The sequence below is a fragment of the Rodentibacter ratti genome, assembly GCF_002000485.1.
GTDB classification, from domain to species: Bacteria; Pseudomonadota; Gammaproteobacteria; order Enterobacterales; family Pasteurellaceae; genus Rodentibacter; species Rodentibacter ratti.
On record NZ_MLAJ01000006.1, the window covers coordinates 39740 to 58736 of the forward strand.

Genomic DNA, 18997 nt, shown 5'->3' on the forward strand with positions numbered 1-18997 from the left:
GCGGTGAAAATGACCGCACTTTTTCATTAAGCAATACTAGAGACCAAGGAGTTTTTGTTGTAAGGATTGTAGTGTAAAGGGTTTGATTAGCACAGGAAATTGTTCGGCATTTTCTAATTGCTCCGTGTGGCCTGTGATAAGTAAGATTTTTATGGTAGGGAAGTTTTTCTGTACCCATTTGGCAAGATCTATGCCGGTGAGTTTATCGGATAGCATAATATCAGATAATAAATAGTCAATTTTTTCTCCTTGTTCTAATTGTTCAATGGCTTGTTCAGCCGATTCACATAAGATGGGTATATAGCCTAGAACATGGAGTTGCTCGCCTAGTGTTTCACGTAAACTTGTTTTATCTTCGACAATCAAAATCTTATAGCGAACCTCATTTTTACTAAAATTTTTTGGCGTTGATATAGCAGAATTCATGTTCACGGTAATCGGTAATTGCAAGTGAATTGCCGTACCTTGTGACGGACAAGAATCAATTTTCACCCGACCTTTCGATTGGCGAATAAACCCATATACCATGGATAATCCCAATCCGCTTCCCCGACCATTTTGTTTTGTTGTGAAAAAAGGTTCAAATACGTGGTTGATCGTCTCTTCATCCATACCGCAGCCATCATCTATAACAGAAAGTTGAACCATATCTTCTTGTCGATACCTACGGGTGACATTAAAGGCTGTTGTTTGGATAGTAATGGTTCCTTGATCATTCAATGCATCTTTGGCATTGACAATTAGGTTGAGAAGCGCCGTTTCAAGTTGATTTTTATCAATGTAAACATGGGGTAAATTCTCGCCTAAATCCAACCGCACTTTGATACTTGTCGGAATACTATGTTTGATTAAATCATTAAATTCTAAAACAAGCTGATTAATATCCAGCGAAATCGGATGGAGCGGTTGTTTTCTTGCATAAGCCAGCAAGCGTTGGGTTAAAGTCGCACTATTTTCAGCCGCTTTTAACGCTCGTTGTAAACGTTTTGCCTGCCGTTCATCAAGATGATCAGGGTTAATTAAATCTAAATTACCAATAATTACGGCAAGAAAATTATTAAAATCATGGGCAATGCCTCCGGTTAAATGACCAATTGCCCGCATTTTTTGGTTATGAATAATCTCATTTTCCCATTTTTTACGTTGTGTACGGTCAATTAAAAAGATAACAAATCCGTCTTTTAAGGGGCTGACACGCCATTCTAATGTGTATTCTTCATATTGTATTTCAAGAAAATCTTGCGCTTGTCGCACTTCCGTAAGCAAGGTTAAATTAATGGCTTGATTGCTTCCGATCACTTTGGTTTGTCGCGAATCAAAATACTTAACTAATGAATAAAGGCTGTGTTGTTGATATTCTGTAAAAAATGGTTGAAGCAATGTTTTAAATTGAGCGTTATGGGAGATGAGATTTAACTCTTTATCAAAAATGGCTAATCCGTCCCGCATAGCTAAAAAAGTTTGTTCGACTAATTCATTTTTTTCTTTCAATAAGGAATCTGTTCGTTCCAGTTCAATAACATTTTGGTAAAACACATCAAAGGTTCTCGCTAAATCACCAATTTCATCATGACTATGTTGTTGTGGCACTGTCACATTTTTATTGCCTTGTGATAAACATTTTAATGCGTTTGTAATGGAATAAAGCCGTTTTCCAATCAGAGAGTAAATATATTTTGCCCAGATAATAATCAGCAGAATTGTGAAAAGTGAAAATAATAAAATAAATAGCGTTAAGGTGAATAAATGTTGTTGAACTTGCTCTGAATTAGTATTGGCATTTTCTACTTTATCTTTAACTAATTGTGTATAGCGTTGGTTGATTTGTTGAACTAAGGCATCAATCTTGAATGTGAGAAATTGAATACGTAAATTAACTTTCTCTAAGATTTTAGCGTTATCAATCATAGTGGGAAATTGCTGCTGAAGTTTCATTAGTTCTTCATTGATATCAGGAAACTGTTTAACAGGAGGAAAAAATAAAAAATTGGCTTGAATTCCTGTAAATACACTCACAGAAAAACGACTTTTCGTGGCATCTTCAATGAGTTTTTCTACTCGATCAAGTTGTATAAGAAAATTTTGCGGAAATTGATGTGCTGTATCGCTGGGTGAGACTCGTTTTTCTAATCTTTTAATATGTCGAATATAAAGTAATCCTTGGTTTAATTGGCTAATCATTGTGGTGTGTAACACATGACGTTCATGGGTTTGTAATAATAAATCCTGTACACTTTTTTCAAGTAAATCAATGTGATGAATAACTTGAGTAAAGATTTCATTGGGTTCGGCAGTGGATTGCTTGGCTTGTGTGAGTAAATTTTGTAATTCTTCTGCATGACGCGTGAGGGATTTTGATTCCCCTTGATATTCTAAAGCACTGGTCGTTTGCGTTAAACGTTTCGCATAAGTGGATATTTGTGCGGTTTTAACCCCTAATGTCATTGAGGAAAACATTTGATTAAGGGAGCGATCCCGCAAATTGGATAAAGAATTATAGGTATTATTCAATCCGATAATTGCCGTCATACTAATCGCAATAATAAGTGAAATTACTGTGATTAGAAACAGCATTAAACGAAAGCGCACGCTATAAATTTTTGTTGATGTTTTCCAATTTTTCATTTTTTGACCGCACTTTTATTTCTACATCATTTTTGATTATTGTAAGCGTAAATTAATAAAAACAAATGAAAAATATCATTCCCTTACTATCGTTTTGTGATCTAACTCTCAAATTTGATAAAAAGTCGCAATTATGACAATTGTGAATCAGTTTCAACATTTTCTATTTATATTCCTATGATTAAATGTTGAAAACTAATTTCAAAGGGGGAGTGATGGAAATGCAAGAACATAATTCTGATCAAGTTACCCATCCATTATTAGAAATGAAAGGTATCGCTAAGCGTTTTGGTTCATTTTATGCGTTACAAGGCGTGGATTTACCTATTTATCGAGGAGAAATTCATGCTTTGATGGGCGAAAATGGGGCGGGGAAAAGTACCTTAATGAAAATTCTTGCCGGTGCTTATACGGCTTCTGAAGGCGATATTTTTATTGATGGCGAGCGCTTTGTAATTTCCTCTCCAAAAGATGCTATTAAAGCCGGCATTACCTTGATTTATCAAGAAATTCATTTATCACCGAATCTAACGGTAGCAGAAAATATTTTTTTAGGTTGTGAAATCAAACATTGGTATGGGCTTGATCGTAAAACTATGGCTGAGATTTCACAAAAAGTATTAGATCGATTAGGCGCACAATTTTCTGCCACTCAAAAAGTGTCGTCACTCACCATCGCAGAGCAACAACAGGTTGAAATAGCACGGGCTTTGCATCGGAATAGCCGTGTATTAGTGATGGATGAACCGACAGCCGCATTATCATCTCGTGAAACGGAACGATTATTTGAATTAGTGAAAAAACTACGTGATGAGGGAATGGCGATTATCTACATTAGTCACCGTATGGCTGAAATCTATGAGTTGGCGGATCGGGTGAGTGTGTTGCGTGATGGAAAATATGTGGGTTCACTTATTCGTGAAAATTTAGATTCTGCGACTTTGGTTCAAATGATGGTTGGTCGTCCTTTAACCGATTTATTTAACAAAGAATCTGTTCCTATTGGGGAAGAAGTATTACGTGTAGAAAATCTTGCAGACGGTCATAAAGTGCAAGATGTTTCACTTGTGGTTCGAGCTGGTGAAATCATTGGTTTATCCGGTTTGGTCGGCGCTGGACGTTCTGAATTGGCGCATCTATTGTTCGGTGTTAAACGGGCAACGCAAGGTAAAATTTATCTCAGTGGGGGAGAAATTAGTTTTAATTCACCACGGGATGCCATTGCACATCACGTAGCGTTATTGCCGGAAAATCGCAAAGAAGAAGGGTTATTCCTTGATTTAAATATTCTTAAGAACGTGACAATGGCAACCATTGAGCGTGATGCCACAATGCTAGTGATAAACCAAACAAAAGGAAAACAAGCGACTCAAGAAGCCATTGAAGGGCTAAAAATGCGAGTGCCTAGCGCCAATGTAAATGTGAGCGGTTTATCCGGTGGAAATCAGCAAAAAGTGTTGCTGTCCCGTTGGGCGGCGATTCATCCTAAATTGTTCATTATGGATGAACCGACACGTGGTGTGGATGTGGGTGCCAAAAGTGAAATCTATCGAATGATGATTGAAATGGCAAAACAAGGTGTGGCTATTTTGATGATTTCCAGTGAACTCCCGGAAATTGTGGGAATGAGTGATCGCGTTTATGTGATGCGTGAAGGCTATATGGTCGGTGAATTGACAGGCAGTGATATTAATCAAGAACAAATTATGGCGTTTGCTTGTGGTGCGCAATAAATAAAAATCAAATGAAGGATTAAATCTTAAAAGAGAGGTAAAAAATGGGAACAGCACAATCAACCAACGTGGGGTTTAAGAAAATAGCATTAGCTGATGCGATGCAAGCGATGGGGATCTTGCCGATTTTAATTTTAATTGTCATCGTTTTTTCTTTTGTTGCACCTAATTTTATGACGGAAGCGAATGTGATGAATATTACCCGTCAAGCTTCCATCAATATTGTCCTTGCCGCCGGTATGACTTTTGTGATTTTAACTGGTGGGATTGATCTTTCAGTCGGTTCTATTCTTGGTGTAACGGCGGTGATGGGGTTAGTCACATCATTAAATCCGGCATTAGCCGATCTTGCTGTCCCAATTGCTTTACTTGCGGGATTGGGAATGGGCGTATTCAATGGCTTACTTGTCGCTTATGCAGGGCTACCACCGTTTATTGTTACCTTAGGTACTTATACCGCATTGCGTGGCGCAGCTTATTTGGTTGCCGATGGTACAACAGTAATCAACTCAAAAATCTCATTTAGCTGGATTGGTAACGGCTATCTCGGCTCTGTTCCTTGGTTGGTGATTATTGCGTTTGCCGTGATTGCAATCTGCTGGTTTATTTTACGCCGCACGACTTTAGGTACCCATATCTATGCGGTTGGAGGCAATTTACAAGCCGCCCGTTTAACCGGTATTAAAGTTTCTTTAGTATTAATTTTTGTTTATGCCACCAGTGGTTTGTTGTCCGGTCTTGGGGGTGTAATGAGTGCATCACGTTTATACAGTGCCAATGGTAATCTTGGTGTGGGTTATGAACTTGATGCAATCGCCGCTGTTATTTTAGGAGGAACCAGCTTTGTCGGTGGAATTGGTACGATCACAGGGACATTGATTGGTGCACTAATTATTGCCACCTTAAATAATGGTATGACATTAATGGGGGTGTCATATTTCTGGCAACTCGTTATTAAAGGTGGGGTTATTATCGTGGCTGTATTAATCGACAAATACCGTACCCGTTCAGCATAATATTTACTTCAACATAGGAGAAATCGTAATGAAATTAAAAACTTTAGCTGTATCGTTAATGTTAGCTATCGCACCTTTTGCCCAAGGGAAAGAATTAAATTCTATCGGTGTGACGGTTGGAGATCTCGCTAATCCGTTTTTTGTGCAAATCGCAAAAGGGGCGGAATTGAAAGCCAAAGAATTGGCGGGTGATAAAGTTAATGTTGTCTCTGTATCCAGTGGCTACGATTTAGGGCAACAAGTGGCACAGATCGATAATTTCATTGCTGCCAAAATGGATATGATTATCTTAAATGCGGCAGACTCCAAAGGGATCGGTCCTGCCGTACAACGTGCACGTGATGCCGGCATTGTCGTTGTTGCTGTTGATGTAGCGGCAGATGGCGCAGATGCTACTGTAACCTCAAATAACTATCAAGCCGGAGAAATTGCTTGTCAAACCATCGTGGATAAATTGAATGGCAAGGGCAATGTTGTCATTATTAATGGACCACCGGTTTCGGCTGTACAAGATCGTGTTCAAGGTTGCCAAGATGTATTTGCGAAACACGGTGAGATTAAGGTGTTATCCCATAACCAAAATGCGAAGGGAAGTCGAGAAGGTGGGTTAGAAGTCATGACCTCATTATTAATTGCTCATCCAAAAATTGATGCCGTATTTGCGATTAATGATCCGACAGCAATCGGTGCAGATTTAGCGGCTAAACAGGCTCAACGCAGTGAATTCTTTATTATGGGTGTGGACGGTTCACCTGATGGAGAAGAAGCATTAAAATTATCTGACAGTCTATTCCGTGGTACACCTGCGCAAGATCCGCAAGTGATGGCGGCAGAGGCGGTCAAAATCGGTTACGATATTTTACAAGGTAAACCGGCTCCTAAAGAGGCAGTGTTAATTCCGGTGAATTTAATCACGCGTGAAAATATCGCTGATTATAAAGGTTGGACAGTAAAATAAAACAACGAAAAATAAAGGGCAGATCTTAGATCTGCCTTAACTATAAAAAAGTGCGGTCACAAAAAACAATGCTTTTTGAACGTTGTTTGCTAACGATCCTGTTAGAGATGAACAAACGAGTGAACGAGTTTGTGAATAATTTTTCACTGTGTTTTAACAGGATTCTACGATTGCATTAAACAAATAGCCGGTTCCTCTTACTGTTTGGATATAACGAGGATTTTTAGGATTAGGCTCAATTTTTTTACGCAGACGCATAATGAGTACATCAATAGTGCGGTCGAAAATATCCAGACTTTCGGTGTGTGTTAACTCAAGTAATTTTTGACGGGAAAGAACTTTTTGAGCGTGGCTAATCAGAGCATAGAGCAGAGCATATTCTCCTTGAGTGAGTATAATTTCTTGTTTTTGTGGTGAATATAGTTTGTGGTTTTCCGTATCAAATAACCAATGGTCAAACTGAAAACCATGACGAATCGGTGTATTGGAAAAAGATATTGGTTGATGGTGACGTAAAGCAACTTTTGCTCTTGCCACAACGACTCTGGGATAAAAAGGTTTTGGGATATAGTCATCTGCTCCCATTTCTAATCCCACAACAATATCTGATTCTGAATCCAAACCGCTTAACATAATAATCGGAACCGAAGTGAGAGCTTTTAAATGCTGTAGTAAAGTTAGTCCATTAACATCAGGTAAAATAAGATCGAGAAAAATAAGTGAGAATGTTGGGGTTGTTTGGAGCAATGTTAAGGCTTGTTTGCCTGTGTTGGCTGTTGAAACAGAATAGCCGTGTTCTTCAAAAATATCCGTGAGCAGTTCACAGATTTGGATATCGTCATCAATAATAAGAATAGATAAATTTGATGGCATTGTTTGTCTCATAAATTTAATCAGTATGAGCAAAAGTATATACAAGTTTTTAGAAAAAACATATTTTAAATTTTAAGCCCGGTAAACAGGAGATGAATATGCGTATCGGTATTGATTTAGGCGGCACAAAAATAGAAGTTATTGCGTTATCCCATAAGGGAGAAACGCTATTTAGAAAACGTATTCCTACACCAAGAGGTTCTTATGAAGCGACTCTTGCGGCCATTAAAAGTTTAGTCGAGGAGGCTGAACAGGAAACAGGGCAAACCGGAACTGTTGGAGTGGGGATTCCCGGCACGATTTCACCTTTTAGTTTAAAGGTCAAAAATGCCAATTCTGTGTGGTTAAACGGTCAGCCTCTAGATAAAGATTTATCTCAAATATTGAATCGAGAAGTGCGTATTGCCAATGATGCCAACTGTATGACGGTTTCTGAAGCAACTGATGGTGCCGGAGCAGGAAGTGCGGTCGTTTTAGCGTTAATTTTAGGGACGGGTTGTGGTTCCGGCATTGTAATTAATGGTAAACCCCATAATGGTGGTAACGGTATTGGTGGAGAGTGGGGACATAATCCTTTACCTTGGATGGATGAAGAAGAGCAACAAATTGCTCAAACAACACCTTGTTATTGCGGCCGTTCCGGTTGTGTCGAACAATTTGTTTCTGGCACAGGACTTTGTGATGATTATACTCGTCGCTCAGCAAAACAGTTAAAAGGGCATGAAATCGTGGCTCTCGCAGAGCAGGGTGATGAGCTGGCAGAACAAACTTTGCAGGCTTATGAACGCCGTTTAGCAAAAGCACTTTCTGCTTATGTCAATGTGCTTGATCCTGATGTAATCGTATTTGCCGGCGGAGTATGTAACATTGATCGTCTTTATCATAATGTTCCTAAATTAATGCCAAATTATATCTTTGGCAAAGAATTTCATACTCCTATTCGTAAAGCGTTGCATGGTGACTCCAGCGGTGTTCGGGGCGCGGCTTGGTTGTGGCCTTTGTAATTCTATTTGCCATTATTTTTTCATTCCTTTTCTTCATGCTTACCATGATAAAAAAATCCACCGTTTACAATAAACGGTGGAACAATTTTAAAATATGATCTAGTTAAATTATTTTTAATTAGAACTGATAATTAATGCCAACACGTAACTCGCGCCCTACACCGGGTAGTACATTAGGACGTTGGCTGTGTGGATAATAGAATTTATTAAAGGCATTATTCAGTGAAACATTGATATTTAATTGATCATTATTCAATGGTTTCCAGTTTACATAGAAATCATGCACACTATAGCCTGAACGTACAATATCTGAACCGGTTTCATTGTCACGCACCAAAACAGAGCCTTTCGCTTTCTGAACAGTACGATTACGCCAGCCAAGCTCTAAATTAGGCTCTTCAAATCGGTAGGATAGGGCAGCTGTCCATGTGCGACCGATTTGTACAGCGTACTCAGGGTTTGCACTAAGTAGTTTATCGGGGTGAGTATCGTAGATACGTGGTTTGCTCTCTGCAACACCAATACGTGCGGTAAACCCACCAATAGTATAGCCAGCGTTAATTTCATAACCACGATTTCTAATAATACCAGCATTAACTGCTTCTCTTAGTGTTAGTTTATTAACTTCATGTCTATTTTGTGGATTTGCTAAAGCATCATTAATTTTTTGCCAGAAATAGCTTCCTTCTAATGTGAATCCGGCATAGCTGTAGTTAAAACCAATTTCAGTATTTCTCGCACGCTCAGCCACGGTACCATCTGCAATAGATACGATGCCACGTTTGCCATGAGTCAGTAAAGCATCATAAAGACGTGGGCTACGTGTAGCATAGTTATGGGTCGCACTAAAGCTTAATCCATCAGTTGCTTGCCAAATTACACCAAAGCTAGGATTAAATTTACCATCGGAAACAGATTTACTATCCATCGTTTTAACTTTGAAATGATCATAACGTAAGCCTGCGGTGAAGGTAAAATCTCCCAAGGCGCTAATACTTTCAATATAGGCACCGGTATCTTCTTTGGTTGGTTCAATCAGTTTGGAGAGATTAAACGATTGTAACTGAGACTGGGTTAGCAAGAATTCGTGTGGAGTAATTTTTTGGTGACGGTAATTTAAACCATATTTGAGTAAAACCGAATCGCCAATATCGGAGTCAAAATTGACATTTGCTCCTTTAGTGGTGATTTTGGTCGTAGTAGGGCCTTTTACATTGCCACAGTAACCGCATTTTGAGTCATCTGCCGAATAGCGTTTATCCTGCATAATATAAGCATTAGCAGTCAGTTCTTTGACAAAGCCTAGGTTTTTACCGGTGTATTCAAGGTTGGTATTGGTTTTGCTTGTTTCACGGTAAGTCGGTGCTTGACGTTCTAAAGTAAGTCTTGCTTTCGGCTCAGTAGGAAGCTGACTAACTGTAAATTCCTCACGCACAGTGCGCACGCCACGGTGTTCGTCTTTAAGGTGGCTTAATACTAAGCGATGATTTCCATCTCCAAACGTGCCGCCCAATTTGATTAAATAATTACGTTTATCTAAAGCGCTATAAGGCACCGTATCCCCACTATCAATATTACGATAGCCTTTACCCGGTTTATAGTTATCATCATCGGTTCTTGCATAAGATACTAAAGCATCAAAATTGCCCGATTTACCGAAAGCCGTTGCTCCGTAGCTATAACCATCATTAGATGAAAACCCGCTATTTAAACGGAAGCCGTAATCTTTATCGCTATCTTTGAGCAAATCAAGTGCATCTACTGTTTTAGCAATAATTGCCCCATTTGTTGCACCAATACCTGCACTTGCAGAACCGGCCCCTTTTTGTACAGAAACGCTTTTTAATAAAGCAGGATCAATAATAAAACGACCTTGATGATATAAGATTTGGCTATCGGAATAAGCATTATCCACTTTAATATCAACAGAATTTTGTCCCATACCACGAATAGTAAGGAATTGAGAGGTTCCGTTTCCACCGCCGAAATCAATTGATGGTTCTTTGGCTAAAAAGCTACGTAAATCACTAGCAGTGCTCTCATTACGTTCTTGCATTGTGACTATATTTGTCTGCACTTTGGTACCTTGACGATCCGTCACAGTAATTTCATCCAACGTAGTGCTTGAATCGGTACTTGCTAAAGCAGCACTTGCAGTTAACACACTCATCACAACAAAGCTGATGTGTGTAAGGCTAAATTGTTTTCCTTGCATACATTTCCTTATAAATGAAAAAAATGAACATTGTCTTACCATACGTAGTAAGTAAGTTACGAAATCACTTGTCGTACAAATTGCACAAAACTAAATGATAATAATTATTATATTTAATTTTATTTTTATCTCAAGGAAATAATAGTGACATTAGAACAATATTTCTTCACTCTGTATTTTTTTAGAAAATATCGAATAAAAATAGGGAGTGCTTGGGGATTACCTAAAGAAGTAGAAGATTATGAATTTTTTATTAAAGGAATAGGGCGAGAGTGGTTAACGCTAATTTTAGGAGATAAGGGCAACAGAGTTCTAGTGAATCTGTTGCCCAAAAGTTTTTCTAAAACAAGCTGAAGGTTACTTTACAATCTCATAACAGGGTTCATAGGCATTTCCTGTAGGCAATTTCATTCGGTGTTGTTGGATGAAATCTTGCAGTACGGAGTCAACTTTTTCCATTAAAGTGCGGTCACCTTTGAGTTTAAATTTTCCGAATTGGGCAATAGCATCTTGTGTTTGAGGTTTGATATTGCCGGCAACAATGCCGGAAAAAACTTGGCGAAGATTGGCCGTTAAATCCATTTTTGATTGATTAAAATGTAACGCTAAATTTGCCATATTCTCGTGAGTCGGTTCAAAAGGCTGTTGAAAACGTTCGTCAATTTTTAATGACCAATTAAATCCGTAGGAATCGTTCGTTTGGCGACGTTGGGTTTTCACATCTTCCATGGCTTTTTTCATATGGCGTGCGACGGTCACCGGATCATCAATGACAATGGTATAGAGTTTTTGGGCTTCTTCACCGAGAACTTCACCAATAAAACGATCAATGGTGGCAAAATAATCCGCACTTTCTTTTGGCCCGGTCAAAATCACCGGTAAATGCTGTGCTTTATTTTCGGGATTGAGTTTTACACCCAGCACATAGAGCAATTCTTCAAAGGTTCCGGGGCCGCCCGGGAAAATCAAAATTCCGTGCCCCATACGAACAAAAGCCTCAAGGCGTTTTTCAATATCCGGCATAATAATCAGTTCGTTAACAATGGGATTAGGCGGTTCGGAGGCAATAATTGAGGGTTCGGTAATGCCCACAAAACGGCTGTTTTTATAACGTTGATTCGCATGTCCGATTGCCGCACCTTTCATTGGTGCTTCCATTACACCCGTGCCGCAACCGGTGATGATATTCATCTCTCGTGATCCCAATTCTAATCCTACCTGACGACAATATCGGTATTCCACCTCATTAATTGAATGACCGCCCCAGCATACGACTAAATTAGGATGTTCCCCCACAATCAAGGCTCTGGCATTGCGTAAAATAGAGAAAACTTGATTAGTGATTTGTTTACTATTTTGTGGTTCTGTATCTTGATACAAAAGATTAACAAATAAAATATCGCGTAATACGGCAAAAAGATGATATTGAATATTGGCGATCATTTTATCGTCCACAAAGGCACGTTCCGGGGGATTATGAAGCTCTAAACTTACTCCCCGTTCACGAGCCACAAGATGAATGTCGAAATCGGCATATTGTTGTAACAAGGCTCGGCTATCATCAGTGACAGCACCGGAGTTGAGTACGGCAAGAGAACTGTTTCGATAGAGTTGGTATAGCTCCGATTGGGCGGTTTTGGTGAGGCGTTCCACTTCAAGATGAGAGAGCAGTGCCATACTGCCTTTCGGGTTGATAAAATGAATATTCGACATAATAATCCTTATTGTCTGGCTAAACGTAAATTTTCCGGTAAGTCTTCAAAGTTGGAGCGGAAAGGGTTGATATCTAAACCGCCACGGCGGGTATAGCGAGCATAAACCGTAAGTTTTTCCGGTTTGGCATAGTGCATTAAATCGCAAAAAATACGCTCTACACACTGCTCATGAAATTCGTTGTGTTGACGAAAAGAGACAACGTAACGCAATAATTTTTCCCGATCAATTTTTTTACCCACATAGTGAATTTGAAGAGAACCCCAATCCGGTTGGTTGGTAATTAAACAATTTGATTTTAATAAATGACTGACTAAATATTCTTCGACTATCTCATCAGAAACGCAATTTTCTAGCCAGCCTGTATTAAATTGATAGTCAGTAATTTCAATGTCTTGCTCATCAATACATTCGCCTTGTAGCGTATCAATTTTTTGTGAACGATAAAACGCAAGGGAATTTAACCGCACTTTAACTTCGCCTTGGGCACATTCCGCTAAATCTTGCTGCATAATGTGTGCCACCTGATTAAAATCGGAAAACTTGCTTTGGTTAAAGCTATTCAAATAAAGTTTAAAACTTTTCGATTCAATTAAATTTTGACTTTGGTGATCTAAATAAATATCTGCAATTGCCACCTGTGGCACGCCTTTTTCATTCAGCCATGAAATTTCATAGGCTGTCCAAATATCGGCACCGATTGTGAAGGGTTGTTTTTGAGTTATGCCCAAATCATCGCGATTTAAGGCTCTTGGCACGGCTTGTAATAAGGTTCGGTCATATTCGTTGGCGTAGTCGGTTTTTTGACCTAGTTTCAGTGAGGCTAATCCGTAATCTTGCTTGTTCATTGTGTTTCCTCTCTATAAAAAATTCCATGAAATATTTGAGATCAAGCGACATTGCTCACATTTAAAATGAAATATCTCAAAGATGGGTTCCTTTAATGCCCAGTTGCCACCACATTCGGGGCAGTGTCGATGTTGCTCATTTTTAAGGGATTTGCCGCCCACACGATACAAATAATAGTAGGTGGGAATATGGCTTATTTTTTCGATTTCTTGGGCTAAATAGCGGCCATGTTTTGTCAGTGTACTTTGATGATCTGTGATTTCATTTAAGGCTTGATGTTCCAATATTGCCCCATTCATTTGAAGTTGATCGCAGGCTTGCCAGTTTTCCTGCCATTTAATCACATCTTGGCTCAAATGCGGTTGGTTTTGCAGTTGTTTATAAAGGGCAATCGGGGCAAAATTTTCGCCACTATGAAGAGGAGAGCAACTTTGCAAATGGGTGGTATAAAGTATTTGCCATGTAGGATGAGAATTTGAGGCGGTTTGATCACTATTGAGATCATCGCCAATTACTTGAAAACCATCAAAAATCAAACCGCACTTTTCGGCTTTTTCTAAAGCGTGATTGACTTCCGCATTATTATTTTCAGGGTAAAGGCTGGTTTGCTCGGGGCAAATAACACGCGTCGCAAAGCCTTGTACATTTGTATCTTCCGTCAAATATAACGGAATTTCACGCCCGATAATTTGCCCGTTATAACGCCATTGATCGATAAGCACATTCAACAAGCGGCTTTGCTCTGCCACATCATTTTCAAGTGCGGTCAATTTGAAAAAGGTTTCAATTAAGTACATAACTGTTTTAATTTTTGTCCAATTTGATTTAAGCCGTTTAAACGGGTTTCGCTTAAACGCTGTGCAATGCCGAGTTCGGTAAAAAAGGCGGTGAGATCAAATACACTTAATTCCTCGGCGGTTTTGCCATTGATTTTTTCCAGTAAAAGCCAAAGTAAACCGTTCATAATGCGTGCTTCACTGAAGGCGCTAAATTGAAAAGTGCGGTCATTTTGAGGGGAAATTTGAAACCACATTTGTGCTTCACACCCATGAATTTGTTGCATATCGGCAAGTTCATCATCACTGGGGCGAGGTACATTTTTGCCAGCCTGAATAATCAGGCGGTAACGTTCTTCCCAGTTTTTGGCGAGTTTTAATTGGTCAATCATTGTAAAAGTTCCAAAGCTTTATCCAGTGCAGCGAAGAATTGTGCCACATCCTCCGGCGTATTGTAAGGGGCAAAAGAGAGGCGTAGGGTGGTTCGTTCTCCTAGTCTTGCCAAATAGGGTTGGGCGCAATGTTCACCCACTCGCAAAGCAATATTTTGTTCACTCAGCAAGGTGGAAAGATCTGAGCTGTCTATTCCCTCAAAGGTGAAACACACAATAGTACTTGGTTGTGGCGAATTGAATAATCGACAATCGACATAATTTTTTAACCGCACTTTGACCGATTCCGCCAATGCCACAGCATGTTGTTCCGCTGAGTCAAAATCCCATTGGGATAACCAATCTAATACCGCATTAAAGCCAATCACACCGGCAATATTCGGTGTGCCGGCTTCAAGGCGATAGGGTAAATCGGCAAAAGTGATGTTTTCTGCTGATACTCGCTCCACCATTTTGCCACCGAAAAAGAGGGGTTGGAGCAGTGAAAGTGCGGTCAATTTTCCGCTTAAAACCCCGATCCCATTTGGACCGTAAATTTTATGGGCAGAAAAGGCAAGAAAATCCGCATCAAGATCTTGTAAATCGATTTGAATATGGCTAATCGCTTGGGCAGCATCCACTAAAACAAGGGCATTACTCTGTTGGCGAATCCTTTGAATTAAGTGTTTAACCGGCTGTTCCGTGCCGGTGACATTGGAAACAAAATTTAACGCCACCAGTTTTGTGCGCTCATTAAGAGTATGTTTCAATGCGGTTTCATCAATAAGCCAATTATCCAAAATAGGCAAAACCCGAATTGTTGCCCCGCATTTTTTAGCGGTTTCATGCCAAGTGACAAAATTCGCATGGTGATCCGCTTGGCTGATCAGAATTTCATCGCCTGCTTTCAAATGGGGTAATAACCCGTTCGCCACTAAATTAATGGCGTGGGTTGTGCCGGAGGTCCAAATCACCGCTTTTTCATCTTCCGCATTAATTAGCCGTTTCACTTGCGTGCGAGCCTGTTCATATTGGGCGGTTTGCTTCGCATCATATTGGCTGCGATGTACAGAACCGGCAGAGGCATAAAATTCAGCGGTGCGGTCAATTAATACGTTAGGTTTCAATGCCGTAGCGGCGTTATCTAAATATACAGTGGCATTAGGGCTTTTAAAATAAGGGAAATTTTCTTTAAATGATTGATAATCAAAAGCCATATTTTTTCTCCTGTTTGCGCCATTCATGGGGCGGAATGGGGGAACGATCAGCCCATAAACCTAATCGTTGTGCCTGTGCGTTTTCTTGAGCGTATAAATAAATGGGGTGGTGAAGATATTGATTATATGCCCAAGCCATACCGGATTTCACCATTTCAAGATTAATGTTTTTACCGTTGTAATAAACGGTCGCCAATGTGCGTTTATAACGATCCTGACCGCTTATTTTTAAATTCACCCTACGTTTATAAATCAGCTTTGAAAGCTGTTGTTTGACTTTTTTGCCAAAAGGTTGATTCCTTTCCGGTGCATCAATTTCTTCCAAACGGACTTTAATCTGCTTCTTTCCTTCCATCAGGCAAGTGATGCTATCGCCATCACTGATCCCGACCACAAGGCAGTTATTGGCGGGAGAAGAATGGGCAGAAAGTGCGGTTAAAAAAGCAAATGAAATTAAAAGGGTATTTTTAATCATAGGGTTAATGCAAGATAAACGCTGTTATTTCGGCGAATTATTGAAAATTTTTACACTTTGGAAAATGAATCAGCATTGTAGCAAATTACAACCCCAATGAACCAGCCTTATGATTTTTGATCAAACGCATAAATTCCTGTCTTTTTCAAGAAAAAGGGTAGTAAAGGGCGGAAAAATAGGCGTAAAATATTTTTTAAATTTTGTTGGAAAAGTTGAAAAGGAAAAAGATGTTACATAAGCTGTTTCTTTTGGTTCGTTCCTTATTAATTCTTTACATTATGCTTTATCTCGGTAATCAAATTGCCCATTTTATCCCTGTTGGGGTACCCGGTAGTATTTGGGGATTGCTGTTGCTTTTTATGGGCTTGACGACAAAAGTCATTCCTTTGGAATGGGTTTATTTCGGGGCGAGTTTATTGATTCGTTATATGGCTGTTTTGTTTGTTCCGGTGAGTGTGGGCATTATCAAATATTCCGATTTATTATGGGCACAAATGAATATTTTGATTATTCCTAATGTTGTCAGCACTTGTGCCACCCTCGTTTTTATCGGCATTGTGGCGAATATCATGTTTGAACGCCAATCCTTTCACCATAAACGCAAAAAAGTCTTAGCCAAACGCACAGTACAAGAAGAAAAACAAAGTCATTAAATAGAGTGATATTATGAATTACAGTATTTATCTTTATAGTTTATTAACGATTTTCGGATTTTGGCTTGCTCTCCAAATTAATAAGCGTTGGAAATCGATTATTTTCAACTCATTTATTCTTACCGTGCTGATTTTGGTCATGATTTTGGTGATGGGAAAAATCCCTTATGATGACTATATGCAAGGCAATGCCCCTATTAATCATTTATTGAGCCTGAGTATTGTGGCTCTCGCTTTGCCCCTTTATGAACAGCTAAGACAAATTGCCAAACAATGGCGTATTATTCTTTCTGTTGTTGTCCTTGCTTCTGTCTTCTCAATGTTTACCGGTGCAATCCTTGCATTAATTTTAGGGGCGACACCGGATATGGTCGCCACGGTACTACCCAAATCCATTACCACACCGATTGCAATGGAAGTATCGGCCCATTTAGGGGGGATTCCTGCAGTTACCGCAGTAGGCGTTGTACTGGCAGGGTTGCAAGGTTCGATTTTTGGTTATTTGATTTTGAAAAAAATAGGGCTGCGTCACCAAGAGGCGATAGGTTTATCGGTCGGTTCGATTTCTCACGCATTAGGCACAGTAAGCTGTATGGAAATTAATCCTAAAGCAGGGAGTTATAGTTCGATTTCTTTGGTACTTTGTGGCATTATCAGCTCTATCCTTGCCCCTTTGGTGTTTAACCTTATTTATTTGTTTATGTAAACTTTATGAAAAATACCTTATTGCCTAGTTGGACCGAACGATTTATTCCCGATTTACCCCGTGAAAAAGATTATCGTCCGCCATTTCGCCGAGATCGTGGACGGATTTTACATTCTGCCGCATTTCGTTGTTTACAAGCCAAAACCCAAATTCATGCGATTGGCGAAAATGACTTTTATCGAACCCGTTTAACCCATTCTTTAGAAGTGGCTCAAATTGGAAGTAGTTTGGTCGCTCAACTTAAATATGCTGAGGCATTTAGCCATTTATCCGAACAATTAAGTTGGGAACAAACGGCGCTACAAAAACAACTTAAAGGATTATTACCCAGCAATGATTTAATCGAAAGCCTTTGCTTTGCCCACGATATCGGCCATCCGCCTTTTGGGCATGGAGGGGAAGTAGCGTTGAATTTTATGATGCATCAACATGGCGGTTTTGAAGGGAATGCGCAAACTTTTCGGATTCTGACAAAACTTGAACCTTATACGGAAAATGCCGGTATGAATTTAACACGCCGCACATTGCTTGGGGTCATCAAATACCCAACAATTTTGGATACCGCATCGCCACAATATGCGCATTTACCTCATTTAACCCAAGTTGATGCCCGTTATGTCAAAATTAGCGATTGGAAACCGGGCAAAGGAATTTTTCGTGATGACTTAGGGATGTTTAATTGGCTGTTACAAAATCTCTCTGAAAATGACCGCACTTTATTCACTTCAGTGCAAAAAGAGCGGTCAAATTCTGCCGAGTTTTTAAAAACCGGTTTTAAATCTCTCGATTGCAGCATTATGGAATTGGCGGATGATATTGCTTATGCAGTGCATGATTTAGAAGACGCTATTGTCACCAAAATGGTGAATCAACATCAATGGCAAGAAGCGCATATGGCATTAGCGCAAATTCCTTATCCATGGTTACAAGAAAATATCCAACGCATTAGTCAAGGGCTTTTTTCTGACAAACATTTTGAACGGAAAAATGCCATTGGTGCATTGGTGAACTTTTTTATTACCAATGTACGTTGGACCCTCACCGAGAATTTTGATGAGCCTTTGTTACGTTATAACGCAGAACTCCCAAGATCGGTGGTGATGGCCCTTGATGTATTCAAAAAATTCGTTTGGAAATATGTGATTCGTGGTGTTGATACGCAGAGAATTGAATACAAAGGGCAAAGAATGTTAACGGAAATGTTTCAAATTTTTGAATCCGATCCAATCCGTCTTTTGCCACGTCATACCGCCGAAGAGTGGCAAAACGCTCCGGACGACCGGAAAAAACGAGTCATTTGTGATCATATCGCGAGTATGTCCGATGCCCATGCCATGAGGCTTTATCAACAACTATAGTGAAAAAAGGGACGCCAAATGCGTCCTTTTTACTATTGTTCTTTATTCTGCAACTTTTCTTGTTTTGAGTGATAAAAATAAAGGTAAATCAACCCAATAGGGGCAATGAAAATGGAAAAGAAAAAACATAAAGCCATAGTGATGAATTTTACAGTAAGTAAGAAAACTGCATTCACTAAAAAGACATTCTCTCCAAAAATATATCCCACAATACTTTCATAAACAAAACGGGCATAAGGATAAAGGAATAAGCATACCAAACCATAACCAATGTTTACCGCTAAAAGTGAATGAATTCCACTTCTCGTGTAGCTGTCATAACCAATGAAAAGTAAAAAGGCAAAAAATATTAAACCGAAAAGAAATTGCCTTATATAGTAGGATCTCGATAATCCACCAAAAGTTTTAGATAAAAATGACATCTCTCCTCCTAATGTTTGGTTCTAAAACAGGTA

General features: G+C 39.4%; 18 protein-coding genes. 8 read left to right on the top strand and 10 right to left on the bottom strand.

Annotated elements, in window-relative coordinates:
* Window positions 1-36: 36 nt before the first annotated feature.
* Window positions 37-2625, bottom strand: a complete 2589-nt coding sequence (locus BKG94_RS06705; RefSeq protein WP_077435489.1) for an ATP-binding protein — start codon at window positions 2623-2625, stop codon at window positions 37-39.
* A 221-nt stretch (window positions 2626-2846) separates the two neighbouring features.
* Between BKG94_RS06705 and BKG94_RS06710 the strand changes: the two genes are divergently transcribed.
* Genes BKG94_RS06710 through BKG94_RS06720 form a run of 3 tightly spaced genes read left to right on the top strand, consistent with a single transcriptional unit; the run spans window position 2847 to window position 6332 of the window.
* On the top strand, window positions 2847-4358 hold the full coding sequence (locus BKG94_RS06710; protein WP_077435627.1) for a sugar ABC transporter ATP-binding protein: 1512 nt from the start codon (window positions 2847-2849) through the stop codon (window positions 4356-4358).
* A gap of 44 nt (window positions 4359-4402) precedes the next feature.
* The gene (locus BKG94_RS06715) at window positions 4403-5374 is read left to right on the top strand and encodes an ABC transporter permease subunit (RefSeq protein WP_077435491.1); all 972 of its coding nucleotides are present in this window, start codon (window positions 4403-4405) and stop codon (window positions 5372-5374) included.
* A 28-nt stretch (window positions 5375-5402) separates the two neighbouring features.
* A complete protein-coding gene (locus tag BKG94_RS06720; RefSeq protein ID WP_077435493.1) occupies window positions 5403-6332 on the top strand; it encodes an ABC transporter substrate-binding protein in 930 nt (309 codons plus the stop codon).
* A gap of 153 nt (window positions 6333-6485) precedes the next feature.
* Here BKG94_RS06720 and BKG94_RS06725 read toward each other — a convergent pair whose 3' ends face one another.
* Complete coding sequence (locus BKG94_RS06725; RefSeq protein ID WP_077435495.1) at window positions 6486-7205, bottom strand: response regulator; 720 nt, start codon at window positions 7203-7205, stop codon at window positions 6486-6488.
* 98 nt (window positions 7206-7303) lie between these two features.
* Between BKG94_RS06725 and mak the strand changes: the two genes are divergently transcribed.
* The gene (gene mak / locus BKG94_RS06730; RefSeq protein WP_077435497.1) at window positions 7304-8209 is read left to right on the top strand and encodes a fructokinase; all 906 of its coding nucleotides are present in this window, start codon (window positions 7304-7306) and stop codon (window positions 8207-8209) included.
* 118 nt (window positions 8210-8327) lie between these two features.
* On the opposite strand, the gene BKG94_RS06735 is transcribed toward mak, so the two are convergent.
* Window positions 8328-10424, bottom strand: coding sequence for a TonB-dependent siderophore receptor (locus tag BKG94_RS06735; RefSeq protein WP_077435499.1), 2097 nt, complete (start codon window positions 10422-10424; stop codon window positions 8328-8330).
* A gap of 144 nt (window positions 10425-10568) precedes the next feature.
* Here BKG94_RS06735 and BKG94_RS06740 point away from each other — a divergent pair, with 144 nt between their 5' ends.
* Window positions 10569-10778, top strand: coding sequence for a hypothetical protein (locus BKG94_RS06740; protein WP_077435501.1), 210 nt, complete (start codon window positions 10569-10571; stop codon window positions 10776-10778).
* A 3-nt stretch (window positions 10779-10781) separates the two neighbouring features.
* Here the strand turns inward: BKG94_RS06740 and ppnN are convergent, their stop codons facing one another.
* The 6 genes from ppnN to BKG94_RS06770 are packed head-to-tail and all read right to left on the bottom strand — an operon-like array spanning window position 10782 to window position 15825.
* Entirely contained in the window at window positions 10782-12137 is a 1356-nt protein-coding gene (ppnN, locus tag BKG94_RS06745; RefSeq protein ID WP_077435503.1) for a nucleotide 5'-monophosphate nucleosidase PpnN, read from the bottom strand.
* A gap of 8 nt (window positions 12138-12145) precedes the next feature.
* Window positions 12146-12985: an NADPH-dependent 7-cyano-7-deazaguanine reductase QueF gene (gene queF / locus BKG94_RS06750; RefSeq protein WP_077435505.1), complete on the bottom strand. Its 840-nt coding sequence runs from the start codon at window positions 12983-12985 to the stop codon at window positions 12146-12148.
* A gap of 12 nt (window positions 12986-12997) precedes the next feature.
* Entirely contained in the window at window positions 12998-13783 is a 786-nt protein-coding gene (locus BKG94_RS06755; protein ID WP_077435507.1) for a Zn-ribbon-containing protein, read from the bottom strand.
* Window positions 13774-14154 carry a SufE family protein gene (locus tag BKG94_RS06760; RefSeq protein WP_077435509.1) on the bottom strand — a complete coding sequence of 127 codons (381 nt, stop codon included), beginning with the start codon at window positions 14152-14154 and terminating at the stop codon, window positions 13774-13776. Before BKG94_RS06760 ends, BKG94_RS06755 begins: the two co-directional genes overlap by 10 nt.
* Window positions 14151-15350: a cysteine desulfurase gene (locus tag BKG94_RS06765; protein ID WP_077435511.1), complete on the bottom strand. Its 1200-nt coding sequence runs from the start codon at window positions 15348-15350 to the stop codon at window positions 14151-14153. Before BKG94_RS06765 ends, BKG94_RS06760 begins: the two co-directional genes overlap by 4 nt.
* Window positions 15340-15825, bottom strand: a complete 486-nt coding sequence (locus BKG94_RS06770) for a thermonuclease family protein (protein WP_077435513.1) — start codon at window positions 15823-15825, stop codon at window positions 15340-15342. The genes BKG94_RS06765 and BKG94_RS06770 overlap by 11 nt, the downstream gene beginning before the upstream one ends.
* Window positions 15826-16052: 227 nt before the next feature.
* Between BKG94_RS06770 and BKG94_RS06775 the strand changes: the two genes are divergently transcribed.
* From BKG94_RS06775 to BKG94_RS06785, 3 genes are read left to right on the top strand one after another with little or no spacing between them, the layout of a single operon-like run.
* Complete coding sequence (locus tag BKG94_RS06775; protein WP_077435515.1) at window positions 16053-16478, top strand: CidA/LrgA family protein; 426 nt, start codon at window positions 16053-16055, stop codon at window positions 16476-16478.
* 10 nt (window positions 16479-16488) lie between these two features.
* Window positions 16489-17184, top strand: coding sequence for a CidB/LrgB family autolysis modulator (locus BKG94_RS06780; RefSeq protein ID WP_143538916.1), 696 nt, complete (start codon window positions 16489-16491; stop codon window positions 17182-17184).
* 5 nt (window positions 17185-17189) lie between these two features.
* Window positions 17190-18542, top strand: a complete 1353-nt coding sequence (locus BKG94_RS06785; protein WP_077435519.1) for an anti-phage deoxyguanosine triphosphatase — start codon at window positions 17190-17192, stop codon at window positions 18540-18542.
* A 32-nt stretch (window positions 18543-18574) separates the two neighbouring features.
* Here BKG94_RS06785 and BKG94_RS06790 read toward each other — a convergent pair whose 3' ends face one another.
* The gene (locus BKG94_RS06790) at window positions 18575-18964 is read right to left on the bottom strand and encodes a hypothetical protein (protein ID WP_077435521.1); all 390 of its coding nucleotides are present in this window, start codon (window positions 18962-18964) and stop codon (window positions 18575-18577) included.
* Between the last annotated feature and the right edge of the window lie 33 nt (window positions 18965-18997).

Coding starts and splice junctions, on each gene's coding strand:
- BKG94_RS06705 (WP_077435489.1), bottom strand. CDS start 2,625: ATGAAAAATTGGAAAACATCAACAAAAATTTATAGCGTGCGCTTTCGT.
- BKG94_RS06710 (WP_077435627.1), top strand. CDS start 2,847: ATGCAAGAACATAATTCTGATCAAGTTACCCATCCATTATTAGAAATG.
- BKG94_RS06715 (WP_077435491.1), top strand. CDS start 4,403: ATGGGAACAGCACAATCAACCAACGTGGGGTTTAAGAAAATAGCATTA.
- BKG94_RS06720 (WP_077435493.1), top strand. CDS start 5,403: ATGAAATTAAAAACTTTAGCTGTATCGTTAATGTTAGCTATCGCACCT.
- BKG94_RS06725 (WP_077435495.1), bottom strand. CDS start 7,205: ATGCCATCAAATTTATCTATTCTTATTATTGATGACGATATCCAAATC.
- mak (WP_077435497.1), top strand. CDS start 7,304: ATGCGTATCGGTATTGATTTAGGCGGCACAAAAATAGAAGTTATTGCG.
- BKG94_RS06735 (WP_077435499.1), bottom strand. CDS start 10,424: ATGCAAGGAAAACAATTTAGCCTTACACACATCAGCTTTGTTGTGATG.
- ppnN (WP_077435503.1), bottom strand. CDS start 12,137: ATGTCGAATATTCATTTTATCAACCCGAAAGGCAGTATGGCACTGCTC.
- queF (WP_077435505.1), bottom strand. CDS start 12,985: ATGAACAAGCAAGATTACGGATTAGCCTCACTGAAACTAGGTCAAAAA.
- BKG94_RS06755 (WP_077435507.1), bottom strand. CDS start 13,783: ATGTACTTAATTGAAACCTTTTTCAAATTGACCGCACTTGAAAATGAT.
- BKG94_RS06760 (WP_077435509.1), bottom strand. CDS start 14,154: ATGATTGACCAATTAAAACTCGCCAAAAACTGGGAAGAACGTTACCGC.
- BKG94_RS06765 (WP_077435511.1), bottom strand. CDS start 15,350: ATGGCTTTTGATTATCAATCATTTAAAGAAAATTTCCCTTATTTTAAA.
- BKG94_RS06770 (WP_077435513.1), bottom strand. CDS start 15,825: ATGATTAAAAATACCCTTTTAATTTCATTTGCTTTTTTAACCGCACTT.
- BKG94_RS06775 (WP_077435515.1), top strand. CDS start 16,053: ATGTTACATAAGCTGTTTCTTTTGGTTCGTTCCTTATTAATTCTTTAC.
- BKG94_RS06785 (WP_077435519.1), top strand. CDS start 17,190: ATGAAAAATACCTTATTGCCTAGTTGGACCGAACGATTTATTCCCGAT.
- BKG94_RS06790 (WP_077435521.1), bottom strand. CDS start 18,964: ATGTCATTTTTATCTAAAACTTTTGGTGGATTATCGAGATCCTACTAT.